We start from the raw sequence: 15465 nt of genomic DNA, 5'->3' as shown, positions 1-15465 counted from the left end.
ATGGACACACTGCAGCAATTATGGACGTATTATCAGCAGAACGGGTCATATGTGTTAGAAGAATTTTATCGGCATTTTCTCATGTCGGCGTATGGGGTGTTGTTTGCGGCAATTGTCGGGATTCCAGTAGGCATCTTTGTGGCGCATTACCGCAAGCTGAGCAATTGGATCTTCGCCGTTACCAACGTCATTCAAACGATACCGGCATTAGCGATGCTTTCCGTATTGATGCTTGTATTAGGACTTGGCGCAAATACAGTCATCCTATCACTCTTTCTGTATTCGCTTCTGCCGATCATCAGAAACACGTATACGGGCATTGTCAGCATTGAACATGCTTATTTAGAATCAGGTAAAGCGATGGGCATGACGAAATGGCAAGTGCTGAGAATGGTTGAATTACCGCTTGCTTTATCAGTCATTATGGCTGGTTTAAGAACCGCACTGGTCATTGCCATCGGTATTACAGCGATTGGAACATTTGTGGGCGCGGGAGGACTTGGTGATATCATCATCAGAGGATCAAACGCCACAAACGGAACAGCTATCATTTTAGCAGGTGCGATTCCAACTGCACTCATGGCTATTATGGCTGACCTTGTCATGGGCTGGCTCGAACGCTATTTAAGCCCGACAAACAAGAAAAAGGAAAGAAAAGCGTTAGCTGAAAAAAACATCACATCTGCTTAAGCGATTGAAAAGACAAAACCTCCCTTACATCTGTAAGGGAGGTTGTTTTATGATGATCAGGCGGTTCGCATGCTGGTATTTTATGATTCAAGCGTGATCCAGTCAGAGGACCACTTCGCAATTTCCTCAAAAACGGGTGCAAGTGAACACCCCATATCTGTTAAAGAATACTCAATGCGCACGGGTGTTTCAGCAAAAACCTCCCGTTTTACAATACCTGCTGCCTCCAGCTCTTTTAATCTCTCAGATAAAACTCTTCCACTTAAATTTGTCAGAGCCGCCTCAATTTCACTAAAGCGCTGCTGACCTGAGAGAAGCTGAAAAACAATCAGTGCCACCCAGCGTTTACTCAATAACTCAACTGCTTTTTCAAACCGCGGGCACATATCAGATTGATTCATCTTTCTTCACTCCAATCTGAACCCATTATACCGTAAATCTGTCATAAATCGGCGCAAAAAGCTTAAACATTTATGAGGACGAACGGCTGTTTAACATAAATAACAAATAGCGGTTGAGGTCCTCTATTTCTTTTTTCGAAAGGGTTGACCATATGTCACCATCAAATATTTCGAGATCATCAAGTTCATATTGCGCTGCGGCTTCCTTTATTTTGGAAAAAGAAAGATCATCTTCCTCGTGCTGATGGACAGAAGAGGCCTCCTCAATATAGCCCGCAGCCCGCATCATGTCTTCATAAGGTACCTTTAACGCACCAGCTAGCTTTTTAATCGTAGGAGGTTTCGGAATGCCGCGTTTCCCGTTTTCGATACGAGATATACCGGCAGCGCTGACCTCAGAATACATCGCTAATTGGTTCACCGACAGCTTCTTTTCCTCACGTAATGCTCTTAAATATGCACCAAAGTTCATCAACGCAAAACCTCACATGGTTATAGATTCGATATGTCTATTTTACTTGATTTGTTGACTATTGGCAATAAGCACACCATGAAAATATTGACATTAGTTAATGGTGGATGTACATTAGGTTTATGCCCCGCTATTTGTTCGCCTTTTTTTGGTCGATGAGCGTGAGAAAGTATTCATTCAGCTGGCTGATGTCTTGTGCGGAGAGCCTTTCCCATTTGTTTCCGTCAAAAATGGGGAGATGTTCTACATCCTTTTGAAGCGCCGTTTGATAGATTTTTAACATGGACTCATATTTCGGTTTCATTTCATGAACTTGTTCCTGTTCAATATGACCGGCAAGCAGCATTAAATCCTCATAGGGCACCTTCAAGGCGTGTGCTAATTTTTTTATGGTTAAAGGCTTTGGCACACCGCGCTTTCCATTTTCAATACGAGAAATTCCAGCAGCGCTTACACCTGAATACATGGCAAGCTGATTGACCGACATTTTTCTATTTTCTCTTAAAATGCGTAATTGTTCACCAAAGTGATTCATGACATCGAACCTCACATTTCAGTATATGACTTATTTTAGTATGATCATTGACCAAAGGAAATAGCAGAGGGGTAAAAGTGTTGACATAAGTTAATGAATCTGCTTGATGTGAGAGTCTTACATGTTGTACATAATGATTCCATAGGAGGTTGTAATGATGGTCGAAAAGATTCAGATCAGGCGGGCTTTTGTCATGCAGTATATGATCGAGAACGATATGTCGTTAAATCAGCTCGCTGATGAAATTGGTATCTCTCCTGCCACACTTAGCAGGGTATTAAATGGTCACCGAAAACCAGGACAGCTTGTCATTGGCAAAATGATTCATTACTTTGATAAAAAATTTGAAGATCTATTTTACTATGAAGATATTGACAAAAGTCAATAAATGATATCATCATCAAGGAGGAAATGTCATTGAAAAGGACTGGGATGGTCAGACACATTGATTCTCTCGGCAGAATTGTTCTGCCCTCAGAAATGCGCAAGGTACTCAATATTAAAGAAGAGCAGCTGTTAGAAATTTTCATTGAAGATCAAACCATTATGCTGAAAAAATATGATGCAGATAAGAGCTGCCTGTTAACGGGACAAGTGACGAAGTACAACAAAAGCTATGGAAATGGGAACGTGATGCTGAGTCCTGAAGGAGCTGAACGTTTGTTAGTAGAATTAAAACAGCTATTGAAGGAAGAAGCAACTCATTAAAATGTGTTTTTAACCGAAAAATTGCATATAAAAATGCTGCAGCCAGCACTTTGGAACGAAATTGTATCAAAATAACGAATCAAGTCGACAATATATAGGAAATCTTTATTTTGATGTTTCGTGACATGCACCTTGTTTTCATGTAAAATAAAGTTATGTGTACCAGTTTGTCTGGAGGTGTTTTCATGCACGCATTTGTTATCACATTACTCGTAATTGTCAGTATCGCACTTATCATCGTTGTATTACTACAATCAAGTAAAAGTGCTGGACTGTCAGGCGCTATTTCAGGTGGAGCCGAGCAGCTTTTCGGTAAGCAAAAAGCGAGAGGCCTTGACTTGATTCTTCACCGATTAACGGTTATTTTGTCAGTGCTTTTCTTCATCTTAACACTTGCATTGGCATATTTAGGCGTGTAAAGCGCGAGTAACAGAAGGTCTGATCTTTTTTCAGACCTTTTTTTATTATCAGCACTCTTTTGTGTTTGTTTCATACATACAAGTGGAAAATATAAACCATATCAGAAGGAAAGGAAGTCACATCATGAAAGTTGTTACACCAAAACCATTTACGTTTAAAGGTGGAGAAAAGGCGGTGCTTCTTCTTCACGGTTTTACTGGGAATACAGCCGATGTTCGAATGCTTGGCCGTTATTTGAACGAAAGAGGATATACATGCCATGCACCTCAATATAAAGGACACGGTGTGCCGCCAGAAGAGCTTGTCCATACAGGCCCGGCTGACTGGTGGAAAGATGTAGAAGAAGGCTATCAATTCTTAAAAGATGAGGGCTATGAGGAGATTGCAGTTTGCGGACTATCCCTCGGAGGAGTTTTTTCATTGAAATTAGGTTACACTGTACCTGTAAAGGGAATTGTACCTATGTGTGCACCTATGTACATAAAAAGTGAAGAAGTCATGTACCAGGGTGTACTAGATTATGCCCGTAACTATAAGAAATTTGAGGGTAAGTCAGAGGACCAAATTGAACAAGAAATGGAAGCGTTCAAGAAAACACCAATGGATACACTGAGGAGCCTGCAAGAACTGATTGCAGATGTCAGAAACAATGTCGACATGATCTATTCACCTACTTTTGTTGTGCAGGCACGTCACGATCATATGATTAATACAGACAGTGCAAATATCATTTATAACGAAGTAGAGACAGATGATAAGCATTTGAAATGGTATGAAGAATCAGGCCATGTCATCACGCTTGATAAAGAGCGGGAGAAGGTTCATCAGGATGTCTATGCATTCTTAGAATCACTTGATTGGTCAATTTAAATATATAGGGGGTTAGAGTGTGCAAAAAGAAGAATTTATGGATGAATTACTCGCTTTTATGAAAGAAGAAGCATATAAACCGTTAACTGTTCAAGAGCTGGAAGTCATGATGGAGATTACCAATCCTGATGATTATAAAGAGCTCGTCAAAGCACTTGTGACGCTGGAGGATCAAGGACTCATCGTTCGCACGCGCAGCGACCGTTACGGTGTACCAGAAAAAATGAATTTGGTAAAAGGAAAGCTGTCTGCTCATGCAAAAGGATTTGCATTTGTAACGCCTGAAGAGTTTGGACAGGATGATATTTTCATTCCGCCAAATGAGTTAGGCACAGCGATGAATGGCGATACCGTCATGGTGCGTGTCAGCCACAAATCAAACGGCACGAAAAAAGAAGGAACGGTCATCCGCATTCTGGAGCGTAATACTCAGACGGTTGTCGGTACCTATACAGAAACGAAAAGCTTTGGCTTTGTCATTCCTGATGATAAAAAAATCACAAACGATATCTTCATTCCGAAATCCGCTAAAAACGGTGCGGTCGAAGGTCATAAAGTCGTTGTGACGCTGACAAGCTACCCTGAAGGAAGAATGAGTGCAGAGGGTGAAGTGACTGAAATCCTCGGTCATAAAAATGACCCTGGCATTGATATTTTGTCGATCATTCATAAACACGGTCTGCCAGGTGAGTTCCCAGAAGAAGCACTTCAGCAGGCAGTAGACACACCGGAAACAATTGATGAAAAAGACCTTGAAGGCAGACGCGACTTGCGCAATGAAACGATTGTGACGATTGACGGTGCAGATGCAAAGGACTTAGATGATGCCGTAACCGTGCAAAAGCTGGATGATGGCAAATATAAGCTTGGCGTGCACATTGCAGACGTTTCTCATTATGTCACAGAGAATTCTCCGATTGATCAGGAAGCTTATGAACGTGGAACGAGTGTCTATCTCGTCGACCGCGTCATTCCGATGATTCCGCATCGTTTGTCAAACGGTATTTGTTCATTAAATCCAAAGGTCGATCGTCTCACCCTGTCTTGTGAAATGGTTATTGATCGTAACGGGAAAGTCGTCAAACATGAGATTTTCCAAAGTGTGATCAAAACGACAGAGAGAATGACCTATTCCGATGTGAATAAGATTTTAGTCGACCAAGATGAAGAGCTTCTAAACAAATATGAGCCGCTAGTGCCGATGTTCCAAGAGATGGAGAAGCTTGCAGAGATTCTTCGTGACAAACGAATGGAGCGCGGAGCTGTAGACTTTGACTTCAAGGAAGCAAAAGTACTTGTAGATGATGAAGGCGCTGCGAAAGATGTTGTCATTCGTGAGCGTTCCGTTGCAGAGAAATTAATTGAAGAATTCATGCTTGTTGCAAACGAAACGGTTGCAGAGCATTTCCACTGGATGAATGTTCCGTTCATTTACCGAATTCACGAAGAACCAAATCCTGAGAAACTTCAGCGCTTTTTAGAGTTCGTGACGACGTTTGGTTACATTGTGAAAGGGACGTCAACGAACATTCACCCGCGCGCACTTCAAAGTGTCCTCGATGCTGTCAGGGATCAACCAGAAGAAGTCGTCATTCAAACTGTGATGCTTCGCTCTATGAAACAGGCGAAGTATGATCCAGAAAGCATTGGCCATTTTGGATTATCAACGGAATTCTATACACACTTCACATCACCGATCCGCCGTTACCCGGATTTAATCGTGCATAGATTGATTAGAACCTATTTGATTCAGAAAAAGACAGATGAAGCGACCTTAGAAAAGTGGGGCCAGCTGCTGCCTGAAATCGCAGATCATGCATCTACAATGGAGCGCCGCTCAGTCGATGCAGAGCGTGAAACAGATGACCTGAAAAAGGCAGAGTTTATGCTAGATAAAATCGGTGAAGAGTTTGATGGCATGATTAGTTCCGTGACGAACTTCGGACTATTCGTTGAACTGCCGAATACGATAGAAGGTCTTGTCCATGTCAGCTACATGACTGACGACTACTATCGCTTTGATGAACAGCACTTTGCCATGATCGGTGAACGTACAGGGAATGTCTACCGTATCGGTGATGAAATCACTGTCAAAGTCGTGAATGTCAATAAAGATGAGCACTCAATTGATTTTGAAATCGTCGGTATGAAGGGCACTCGCCGTAAATCACCAAAAGATTTCAAGTTCAAAAAACGAACAGATCCACCAGCGAAAAAAGGCCGTGGAGGTCAAAAAGCCTCTGGGGAAAAAGGCAAAGAGGATAAAAGCGGAAGTGACTGGTTCACAAGCCGTAAAAAGAAGAAAAAGAAAAAACGCGTATTTGAAAACGCACCGAAACAAAAACGAAAAAAGAAAAAGTAACGTGCCAAAAAGCAAATAGGGCATCACGCTCTATTTGCTTTTTGACCACATGGCGTCAGCATTGTCGAAAGCTGGATTGTTTGATAAAATAATCCGTACGATTTGGACCGTGTTTGTGTCAAAAGGAGGGTGTACGCCAATGCCAAAGGGAGAGGGAAAGGTTGTTTCCCAAAACAAAAAAGCAAATCATGATTACTTTATAGAAGAAACGTATGAAGCTGGTCTTGTGTTGCAAGGAACTGAAATCAAATCGATTCGTGCTGGAAAAGTGAATTTAAAAGATTCCTTTGCCAAAATCGAGCGAGGAGAAGTGTTCCTTCACAACATGCATGTGAGCCCATACGAGCAGGGGAACCGTTATAACCATGATCCGCTGAGAACGAGAAAGCTGCTTCTTCATCGCAAGCAAATCAGCAAATTGATTGGTGCGACGAAGGAAGAAGGCTACTCACTTGTGCCTCTGAAACTCTATTTGAAAAATGGCTTTGCCAAAGTGCTGATTGGAATCGGAAAAGGGAAGAAGAAATACGATAAACGTGAAGACTTGAAGAAAAAAGATGCAAAACGTGAAATCGAACGTGCCTTCCGCGATCGTCAAAAGCAATTCTAGCCTGATGCTGATGGCTTGCTGAGAGCGGAAGCATTATGCTACAATGTCTTATGTAGTAAACAATCAGCGCTGTTTTGACAGAAACCACCAGTTGTTTCGAGCAGTGAGATTGTTATAATAGTTATATACGGAAGCAGTGAAGCTGAACTTCCATCCCGTATATCCCTTTTACAAGGGGACGTTACGGATTCGACAGGGATGGTTCGAGCTTAGGCTGCGAGCCGAGAGGCGATCTCGTTAACACGCACTTAAATGTAACTGGCAAAACTAAAAGTTTTAACCAAAACTTAGCACTAGCTGCCTAATAAGCGCAGCGAGCTCTTCCTGACATCGCCTATGTGTCTGTGAGGAGCCCAATGAAGTAGGCTACGCTTACGTTTCCGTCTGAGGACGTAAGAAGAGATCCATCAGACTAGCTCTCCAAGCGCCCGTCAGCAGGCATGAGGATGAGTGAACACAAAATATGTTGACTACGCTCGTAGACGCTTAAGTAATCGATGTCTCTGGACGTGGGTTCGACTCCCACCGTCTCCATCAAAACTTTTAGAATGCAGTCGCATCAAGGGTTTTAAAGCCCTTGATGCGGGTCTGGCAACATTTTGGCAACATTTTAAAAAACTTCTTCTTTCATAAAAGCTACAACTTCCTTTTGTGTGGAAGGGTATATATGGCTATAATTGTTTAGTGTTTCTGAGAACTCCTCCATTTTTTGGAGGTTTTTTTGTGTTAATTCAGTTACTTCAAGTACACCTATCTATCATCCGTATTTTTGGAAAATCAAAAAACAAGTAGAGAAAGGAGGGATAGATCTATCTTGTGTAATGCTTCTTATTACTTATTTTTACATAAATGTTGAAAGGCAAAAAAGGAAATTTGAGATAATAAATTGAAATTACCTTGGATATACATGAAAAGTAGATGTGTAGAATGTTTGATGTTTCTCTAATTTGGGAGGTGAACTATAATGAATGGTATAGATATATTAGAGAACGCTTCAAAACTTGGTCAATTAATTCTTTTCTTCTCTGGATACGCTCTTTATTGGAAACTAGTCAAAACAAAAAAAGAGCGCCCTCTCACAAAGTACGAAAATTTCCTTAAATTTTTTGTAATGTTGGGCATGGTCATTTATTTTCTATCGTTTTTATGTTTAAACTTGTGGGCGTAATATGTCGATTTATGTATGATTGTGTCTAATGGGTTTAACTCTCTCTTAAAAACCTTTATTTTACATAAATGTATGATAAAGTAATTTTAAGTTAAAAAAAGAGGGAGTTAATATGAAAAGATTGGTTTTTTTAATGTTAGCATTAGTTCTGGCTGTGACTGCCTTTGTTCCAGCTGCTGCTGCAAAGACACAAAGCACAAAGGGATTAGAAGGTTTGACAGAAGAGCAAATTGAGAAGTCTTTAAAAGAAATTGAATACATCTTCACAAAGATTATCATTTCTGATAAAGAAAAAGGCTACACCATTAATGAAGAAGAGCTTGCAAAATCACATTATACAAATGCAGAGAAAAATGGCATGATCGCTTTCGCAAAATTAATGAATCAAGAAGCGACTACGAAAAGTAACACGGTAACTCGCTGTGTCGAGGATGCAGTTGGTATCGCTAAAGGTACTTTAAAGCATCTGCAAAAAGCAATAGATAAGGGAGATTGGATGACAGTGGCAGTTTACTTAGGCGGTATGGGCCTTGCAATTAAGCCGAGCGTGTTATTCGTATTCATGCTATTTTGTGGTGCGCCAGTAGCCAAAATTGCTCCTGCTCAATATGAATAAGAGTAATATGTAAAATTGGCCGTCCACCTGGGCGGCTTTTTTACATTACTTGAACTTTCACTCATGCTTCTCTTTATCCCATTCTATTTCATTTCTAGACATCAGGTTTTTAACAGCCTTACGGATCGCGAGTTCATCTTTACCCGTTTTCTTTTTAAGGTCATCCATCGAAGGGTTGTTGCGAAATCGGCTCATATTATAAATGCTTCGGTATAACTTCCTTTCAAGATCCGTCACGTCATACCCTCCTACAAAAAGAATGTACGTTCGATTATAAATGTTAATAAAAAACCCTTCAACTTGAAGGGTCATTTTAAAGAAGATACTTTATCAGTAATTTTCATTTGTTCTCCAGAACGTTCATACGAGAATTTAGCCACTGTTTCATCTTCATCTATATAAGGAACTTTCCAAAATACAGCTATTTGATTGACTGTATCATTATCTTTGCCAATGTTTGCAGCTAAGTCATCACTATACATTTCAACCATGTTATAAGCGGTTTTACTTGTGTTCAACGCGTCAAATGACAAGTAAACAAGAGCTATTAATTTATTATTCTCATTTGAACCCATATCTTCGTTAATTTCAATTTTTTCAATCGATGTGGTTTTATAGTTCTCTTCGATAATTGTTTTGATTTCTATTTTTGCATCATCTTTTACCATATCTAACTCATCTTCTTCACTGTTATCTTCAACTTCTTCTGAGGTATAATCTTCATTTTTCTCTTCCTCTGCATCTGTATCTTTAGGCATGTTTATTTTTAAATTTATTTCAGCAGTAGCTTTTAGTTCTGAGTCACCGCTAATCTGTGAACCACTGAGGTTAGATCCATTATCTCCAAAAAGTTCTTGAACAACTTCAGTTTGTTCAAGAACCGGTAGTGTTTCGACATATATAATATATTTCCCATCATCAAATACTGTGTCACCTTCATTAAAGAATTTATACTCGAAAGATCCATCCTTTTGAACAGCTGTATTAACTATGGAGTTTTTATGGGAATTTTTTTGTTCAAGACGAATCCTTAGTTTCGTATCTTTAGGTAAGTTGCTTTTCCCGCTAAGGATAATAATTTTATTGTTTGTGATTTCTTTATCCAAAGTGATCTTTACGTTTAATTTTTTTTTAGTTTCAATGCTTTCTTCTTTTTTACTGGAGTTACTTGTGGATGTGTTTTCTGCTTTGCCACAAGCAGATAAGAATAAGGCACATAAAATCATAAAGAGAAAAGTTTTAAGGTAATTCAATATTAACCCTCCGTATCAAATAATTTCCATAAAAGTTTATCATATTAACAGGGGATAATGTTAAAGTGAGGGTTTTGTGGCATCATTCTGGCATTAAAAGTTTAAAAACGCTCAACTAATAATAAACAAAACATTGAATAGTAAACGTATCTAATGAATATTACAAACATACGAACCCCATCTAATAGACTCCCACCGTCTCCATCAAAACTTTTAGATTCCAGTCACATCAAGGGTTTTAAAGCCCTTGATGCGGGTCTGGCAACATGAAATATTTAGATTAAATAAAAGAAGACGCTATTGATAGCGTTTTTTTTATGCTTTTTTAATTTTTTAACAGAAAAGCCAAATGGGGATTTTTTTACTAATAATTTGAATGAATAGCTAAATATAACCATCTTTTAACCGATGAAATGTAGGGATGTTACACCATATATTAGTGGGTGAATTTATTAAACTTAAAGCCTGAAAATAACAGCAGGAATGCAGAAGGAGTTTATCTCAGTGAACAAAGTAAAGACTAAATCACTATTCGCCACGATGATTATGCTTGCCGTGCTGATGGTATTCGGTACAGCGTGCAGCAATCAAAAGGCAGAAAAAGAATACGCCGAGTGGTATGAGAATTACAGAAGTGATATTGAAGACACAATGTTTGCGTTTGCTAAAAAGATGGTGGCAATTGATGCAGGTAATGATGAATGGCTTGGATCTGTCGAGAAGTCACTTTTTGATGTACAAAAAGTCATTGATGAGGGTAATGAAAAGAAAAACGTTCCTGGTGCTTATAAAAAAGCACATGAGTATTTGCTAAAAGCAAACAAAGGATATCAATATGCCGTAGAAGAAACACCGAAAGCACTTGAAAATCTTGATCTTGAATCACTGGATAACATTTCGAAAAGACTCGACAAAGCATACGATCAAACAGCCAAAGCCGATGACGAAGTAGAAAAAGTCTCAAAGGATAAGGAGTAATTCACACATGAAGACAAACAAAAGGACAATGCTTTCAATATTTCTTCTAGTATTTACATTGATGCTGAGCACAGCATGCGGTAAAAATGAAGTAGCAAACGGTTCATCGTCAAATAAAACGCCGGTAAAACAAGAAAAAATTGAAAAGATGACCGATAAAGAATATGCTGCATGGTATAAGGGGTATTTAAAACGTTTTGAAGATAGAATTATGCCTTTCTTTTTTTCATTAGTTCCAATGGATGATGTTTATGATAAAGAATGGGCTAGTGAACTTGAGAAGAAAATTGATAGTCTGCGAGAATTACTTAACGAAGCCAAAGAAAATGAAAACAAAGTTCCAGATACGTATAAAAAGGTAAATAGTTACTTAGTGAAAACAGATGACAACTTAGAGCCGATTTTCAAAGATATTTTAAAGGTTGCCAAGCAAGATAAGGTAGACGGTGATGATTTGAATTTCATAGATTCTAGGATGAAGAAAGCATTAGAAGAGATGGTTCTTGCAAAAGCAGAGGTTAGTAAAATTGAAGATGAGAAAGCTAAAAATACAACAAAAGATAATTCAAAACCTTGATTTAGAAAAATAATGCTGGAACCTTTTAAAGGATATAAACCGAACTTGGTTCACAGCAGAAAAAGAGATGTCAGATCTGGCATCTCTTTTCTTATGTACGGTTTCTCAAAGAAGACACCAACCGAACAAACAAAGGAAAAACGACAACCACCGCAATCATCATCAAAAATCCATCCGGCATAAGTTTTACAAACGTTGTCTGAATCACATAAACCGCAATCAGCAGCAAGTAACTGATCAAAAATAACAATCCAGAACTTCTCTTTTTAAACGGTTTTTCTAAAAGAATCAGCATAAACAGCCCCGTCATAATCATCCAAAAAGTCATATTCCTTTCGAGTCTCCTCTCCATTCATCCCCACATTGTACAGATATTTCTCCGAACGCAACATACTTCTCCCTCAAATTAAGCAAAAAGTAGTGAAAATATAAGGAATCACGAACCGATGACGCCTGAAATTTTACAAAAAACCTCCAACCAATTCAAAATCACATCTTCCCATTTGAGACGTCCTCATATATAGTAAGATTAGACTAGTTCTAAATAACTGAAATTGGGGCGTTTACATGGATTCGATTGTTTTACATTTTATTGTGATCATGAGTGTTTCTGGCATTCTGTCCGTGATATTATCAATCATTGCTCATGCAAACCGCCATCGATATATTGGCTGTCAATTGTTTATGTACATGTCTGGAGCAACTGCGATTTATATCTTTGGGCATACGTTTGAATTATTGGCTCGTACTCCTGGAGAAATCATGTTCTGGGTTTGTTTTCAATACATAGGTCTTCCGTTTATCGCACCGCTCAGTCTGCTGATTGTGCTGCAATTTACGGGGTTCCATCAATATTTAACAAAGCGCCGCGTGCTTCTCATCTTATTGATTCCAACTCTCACAACCATTATGGTGTTCACCAACTCTTTACATTCACTCTTTTATCGAAGCATCACGATGAATCCAGTAGATGGGTTTTTATTGGCTGATTTTACGATTGGCTATTGGTATATCATTCATGGCGTTTATACGTTTGGCTGTTCGATGCTTGCTATCTTTATGCTGTTTTGGTTTTTACGTGTCACAAAAAAAGAATATTTAAAGCAGATTCTGATACTGTTAGTGGGAATGTCATTACCAATTTTGACTTCTTTTATTTATTTATTAGGTGTTACACCCCTACATATTGATCCGGTTCCTGTGGTGATGTTTATCACCAATGCACTCTATTTATGGGCAATTATGTCGTTTCAGCTCTTTAAGCTGTCTCCTATTGCAATGGAGCGTGTGTTTGAGCATATGTCTGAAGGGGTTCTGATTTTAGATCGATATCGGACACTCATTGATTACAATCCCGCTGCTGCATCGATCATTCCAGCACTTGCGAATAAAAAGGGAATTGGCTATAAAATCGACGATATTTTCTCAGCAATCATCAAAGATTCAACGTTCATTCAATGGCTGCGCTCTCCGCAGGATCATTCGCAATATGATTTAATGTGGAAAAAGGAAAAAGACCAGTCCTGCTATTATCATCTGACCGCTTCGTCTCTATTTAATAGAAGAGGAGAGATCGAAGGCAGGCAAATCGTGATCAGTGATGTAACAGAGCAGCGTTTGCTGCAGGAAGAGCTGGAGCGTCGTGCGTATATCGATGGTTTGACGAATATTTTCAATCGTTCTTCTTTCATCGAACGAACGCAGATGATCTTGGAAGAGGATGCACAGGATACGGCTGTTATGCTGTTTGATATTGATTTTTTTAAACAAATCAATGACACACACGGACATCATATTGGGGATGAAGCGCTGCGTCATGTTGTCTCTATTTGTCAGGAGCATTTACAAATGGATGATTTATTTGGACGATATGGGGGAGAAGAGTTTGCCATTTGTCTGCCTCATCAGTCATTTAAAGAGGCATGTCATATCGCGGAAAAAATAAGACATTCGTTTGAAGCAAGTTTCTTTACGAATGATGAGGAAAAAGTGCGAGTGACAGCGAGCTTTGGAATTGCTCACACAGCCAATGATCCTTGTGTATTAGAGACACTTCTATTTGAAGCGGATCAGGCCTTGTATATGTCAAAACGCCAAGGACGGAACCGGATTTATGCATCCACTGGTAAGGGCCATGTGCTGTATCAAGAGCAGGATCTTCTGAATTGACTGTTGTCCTGACATTCGATATGATAAACATAACATTTGAACGGTTTCCTAAAGGGGAGTAGCTTTTACGGTTTGGTCGTCATTACAGAAACATCCGTTGTTTCTCGGCTATTCCGGCATGAACAATGTTAGCCAGACCTTTGCCTATCACACATGAGGCAAAGGTCTGGCTATTTTTAAGGTCTTTTTGCATCTGTGTGATAGAGAAGCGGAACAAATGATGCTTTTAATCCTACAGATGAAAGGATGATCGATCTTGAAAAAATATGTGATGGCTTTCCTATTTTTCGGAACGCTTGTATTAAGCGGGTGCTCCAGCTTGCTTGATCAGGTCAACGATACAACGACATATGTCACTGAGGCAAATGACTATGTGACAGACATTCAGCAATTTACAGAGGATTTTCCAAAACTCGCTGAAGAAGCTGTGCAAAATGCCGCCAAAAAAGCAGAATTAACGCAGCAGCTTGAATCATTGAAGGCAGACATTCAAGATTTTAATGAAGTCACAGCGCCAAAAATGGCAGAAGACCTGCATGCGCAAATCATTGAAAAAAATAAAGTGCTGTCAGAGGAAATCCAAACGTATTTACAGCAATTGAAAGCAGGCGATATCGATGCTGCCGCCATACTGGAGGATCAGCAGGGATTGATGAAACAGCTTCAGCAATCCGTCAATCTTTTGCAGGATATCGAACAATTAACAAATTAGGACAAACACAGCTTTATATGCGGTGCTCAGCATATCTTTGCCTTTTCCGGTGGAGATATGCTTTAATTTAGGTACAAACAAGTCATAATGGAAAAAAGGTGATCACATGACAGAACATGAAGAAAGACATATGGCTTCGCCTAGAGCCGAAAAGGAAAAGGACCAATTGATCAATCGCTTAAAACGAGTGGAAGGACAAGTGCGCGGGATTCAGCAAATGATTGAAAACGATCGTTACTGTATAGATGTTGTGAATCAAATTTCCGCAGTCAATGCGGCTTTGAAAAAAGTCAGTCTTCATTTGATGGAAAAGCATACACACCATTGTGTTGCAGATGCTATCAAGAGCGGCAATGGGGATGAAGCCATTGAAGAGTTAATGACGGTCTTTACGAAACTGACAAAATCGTAGCATTTATGTTTACATTAATACCCTACTAGGGTATAGTAAATTGTAGAAAATGATTGATGGAGGCGATGAGAAATGGAACAAGCAACACTTCAAGTGCAGGGCATGTCTTGCGGACATTGCGTGAAAGCAGTCGAAGGAAATGTAGGAGAATTAGCAGGTGTTGAATCTGTGAAAGTCCATTTAGACAAAGGACAGGTGGAGGTTTCATTTCACCCGGATCAAGTCACGTTACACCGTATCTCCGATGTGATTGAGGAACAGGGATATGATGTCATATAAATAAGTATACGTGCTGCAAAACAGCACGTTTCAGCGTGTAGACAAACCCTCGCATTCGTTGTCAGGTCTGTGCGCTGGTGCTCACGAATGTCAAATTCGTTCCGCTCCAGTGCTCGTCCTTCCTAGACTTCAAAGGTTTTCTATCACGCTGATAAAGAAGGAAGACAAAGGGTTAAAATAAAGATCATTTTAACCCTTTGTCACAATCTGATACGTGCTGCAAAACAGCACGT

21 protein-coding genes and 1 other RNA gene are annotated in these 15465 nt (G+C 39.5%); 16 read left to right on the top strand and 6 right to left on the bottom strand.

Annotation, left to right across the window (positions count from 1 at the left end; genetic code table 11):
* Complete coding sequence (locus tag NSU11_RS16390; protein WP_024423486.1) at positions 1-690, top strand: ABC transporter permease; 690 nt, start codon at positions 1-3, stop codon at positions 688-690.
* Positions 691-770: 80 nt separating this feature from the next.
* Here the strand turns inward: NSU11_RS16390 and NSU11_RS16385 are convergent, their stop codons facing one another.
* The 3 genes from NSU11_RS16385 to NSU11_RS16375 all read right to left on the bottom strand — a co-directional run bounded on the left by NSU11_RS16385 (position 771) and on the right by NSU11_RS16375 (position 2098).
* Positions 771-1091 (bottom strand): helix-turn-helix domain-containing protein, encoded by a 321-nt coding sequence (locus NSU11_RS16385; protein ID WP_342493674.1) that lies wholly within the window; start codon positions 1089-1091, stop codon positions 771-773.
* A 70-nt stretch (positions 1092-1161) separates the two neighbouring features.
* Positions 1162-1563, bottom strand: a complete 402-nt coding sequence (locus NSU11_RS16380; RefSeq protein ID WP_034621495.1) for a transcriptional regulator — start codon at positions 1561-1563, stop codon at positions 1162-1164.
* A gap of 130 nt (positions 1564-1693) precedes the next feature.
* Positions 1694-2098, bottom strand: a complete 405-nt coding sequence (locus NSU11_RS16375) for a helix-turn-helix transcriptional regulator (RefSeq protein ID WP_024423483.1) — start codon at positions 2096-2098, stop codon at positions 1694-1696.
* 154 nt (positions 2099-2252) lie between these two features.
* Here NSU11_RS16375 and NSU11_RS16370 point away from each other — a divergent pair, with 154 nt between their 5' ends.
* The 9 genes from NSU11_RS16370 to NSU11_RS16330 all read left to right on the top strand — a co-directional run bounded on the left by NSU11_RS16370 (position 2253) and on the right by NSU11_RS16330 (position 8852).
* Positions 2253-2486, top strand: a complete 234-nt coding sequence (locus NSU11_RS16370) for a helix-turn-helix transcriptional regulator (protein ID WP_024426059.1) — start codon at positions 2253-2255, stop codon at positions 2484-2486.
* 29 nt (positions 2487-2515) lie between these two features.
* Positions 2516-2806: an AbrB/MazE/SpoVT family DNA-binding domain-containing protein gene (locus tag NSU11_RS16365; RefSeq protein WP_024423481.1), complete on the top strand. Its 291-nt coding sequence runs from the start codon at positions 2516-2518 to the stop codon at positions 2804-2806.
* A 185-nt stretch (positions 2807-2991) separates the two neighbouring features.
* Positions 2992-3225 (top strand): preprotein translocase subunit SecG, encoded by a 234-nt coding sequence (secG, locus tag NSU11_RS16360; RefSeq protein WP_003212746.1) that lies wholly within the window; start codon positions 2992-2994, stop codon positions 3223-3225.
* Between the two features lie 124 nt (positions 3226-3349).
* Positions 3350-4096, top strand: a complete 747-nt coding sequence (locus NSU11_RS16355; protein ID WP_024423480.1) for a carboxylesterase — start codon at positions 3350-3352, stop codon at positions 4094-4096.
* Positions 4097-4115: 19 nt separating this feature from the next.
* Positions 4116-6458, top strand: a complete 2343-nt coding sequence (gene rnr / locus NSU11_RS16350) for a ribonuclease R (RefSeq protein ID WP_024426057.1) — start codon at positions 4116-4118, stop codon at positions 6456-6458.
* Between the two features lie 139 nt (positions 6459-6597).
* Positions 6598-7068 (top strand): SsrA-binding protein SmpB, encoded by a 471-nt coding sequence (gene smpB / locus NSU11_RS16345; RefSeq protein WP_012011279.1) that lies wholly within the window; start codon positions 6598-6600, stop codon positions 7066-7068.
* Between the two features lie 174 nt (positions 7069-7242).
* Positions 7243-7605, top strand: a transfer-messenger RNA (tmRNA) gene (gene ssrA, locus NSU11_RS16340).
* 427 nt (positions 7606-8032) lie between these two features.
* Complete coding sequence (locus tag NSU11_RS16335) at positions 8033-8236, top strand: hypothetical protein (RefSeq protein ID WP_056765775.1); 204 nt, start codon at positions 8033-8035, stop codon at positions 8234-8236.
* Between the two features lie 112 nt (positions 8237-8348).
* A complete protein-coding gene (locus NSU11_RS16330) occupies positions 8349-8852 on the top strand; it encodes a hypothetical protein (protein ID WP_056765776.1) in 504 nt (167 codons plus the stop codon).
* A gap of 57 nt (positions 8853-8909) precedes the next feature.
* Here NSU11_RS16330 and NSU11_RS16325 read toward each other — a convergent pair whose 3' ends face one another.
* Both NSU11_RS16325 and NSU11_RS16320 read right to left on the bottom strand, forming a co-directional pair.
* On the bottom strand, positions 8910-9089 hold the full coding sequence (locus NSU11_RS16325) for a hypothetical protein (protein WP_034623886.1): 180 nt from the start codon (positions 9087-9089) through the stop codon (positions 8910-8912).
* A gap of 71 nt (positions 9090-9160) precedes the next feature.
* Positions 9161-10105, bottom strand: coding sequence for a hypothetical protein (locus NSU11_RS16320; RefSeq protein ID WP_342493673.1), 945 nt, complete (start codon positions 10103-10105; stop codon positions 9161-9163).
* 504 nt (positions 10106-10609) lie between these two features.
* Here NSU11_RS16320 and NSU11_RS16315 point away from each other — a divergent pair.
* The gene (locus NSU11_RS16315) at positions 10610-11083 is read left to right on the top strand and encodes a hypothetical protein (RefSeq protein WP_224426629.1); all 474 of its coding nucleotides are present in this window, start codon (positions 10610-10612) and stop codon (positions 11081-11083) included.
* A gap of 7 nt (positions 11084-11090) precedes the next feature.
* On the top strand, positions 11091-11660 hold the full coding sequence (locus NSU11_RS16310) for a hypothetical protein (RefSeq protein ID WP_056765782.1): 570 nt from the start codon (positions 11091-11093) through the stop codon (positions 11658-11660).
* A gap of 91 nt (positions 11661-11751) precedes the next feature.
* Here the strand turns inward: NSU11_RS16310 and NSU11_RS16305 are convergent, their stop codons facing one another.
* Positions 11752-11988: a hypothetical protein gene (locus tag NSU11_RS16305; protein ID WP_056765783.1), complete on the bottom strand. Its 237-nt coding sequence runs from the start codon at positions 11986-11988 to the stop codon at positions 11752-11754.
* A 239-nt stretch (positions 11989-12227) separates the two neighbouring features.
* Here NSU11_RS16305 and NSU11_RS16300 point away from each other — a divergent pair, with 239 nt between their 5' ends.
* From NSU11_RS16300 to copZ, 4 genes are all read left to right on the top strand, one after another.
* Complete coding sequence (locus NSU11_RS16300; RefSeq protein ID WP_056765785.1) at positions 12228-13829, top strand: histidine kinase N-terminal 7TM domain-containing protein; 1602 nt, start codon at positions 12228-12230, stop codon at positions 13827-13829.
* A gap of 256 nt (positions 13830-14085) precedes the next feature.
* On the top strand, positions 14086-14541 hold the full coding sequence (locus NSU11_RS16295) for a DUF6376 family protein (protein WP_056765787.1): 456 nt from the start codon (positions 14086-14088) through the stop codon (positions 14539-14541).
* A 106-nt stretch (positions 14542-14647) separates the two neighbouring features.
* Complete coding sequence (locus NSU11_RS16290; protein ID WP_012011272.1) at positions 14648-14953, top strand: metal-sensing transcriptional repressor; 306 nt, start codon at positions 14648-14650, stop codon at positions 14951-14953.
* A 72-nt stretch (positions 14954-15025) separates the two neighbouring features.
* Positions 15026-15232 carry a copper chaperone CopZ gene (gene copZ, locus NSU11_RS16285; protein ID WP_034623879.1) on the top strand — a complete coding sequence of 69 codons (207 nt, stop codon included), beginning with the start codon at positions 15026-15028 and terminating at the stop codon, positions 15230-15232.
* Positions 15233-15465 lie beyond the last annotated feature (233 nt).

It is taken from the genome of Bacillus sp. FSL R5-0712, from assembly GCF_038593285.1.
In the GTDB taxonomy this organism is placed as follows: domain Bacteria; phylum Bacillota; class Bacilli; order Bacillales; family Bacillaceae; genus Bacillus; species Bacillus safensis.
The sequence above is the reverse complement of the archived record's forward strand: the minus strand, read 5'-3'. Positions and strand labels throughout refer to the sequence as shown.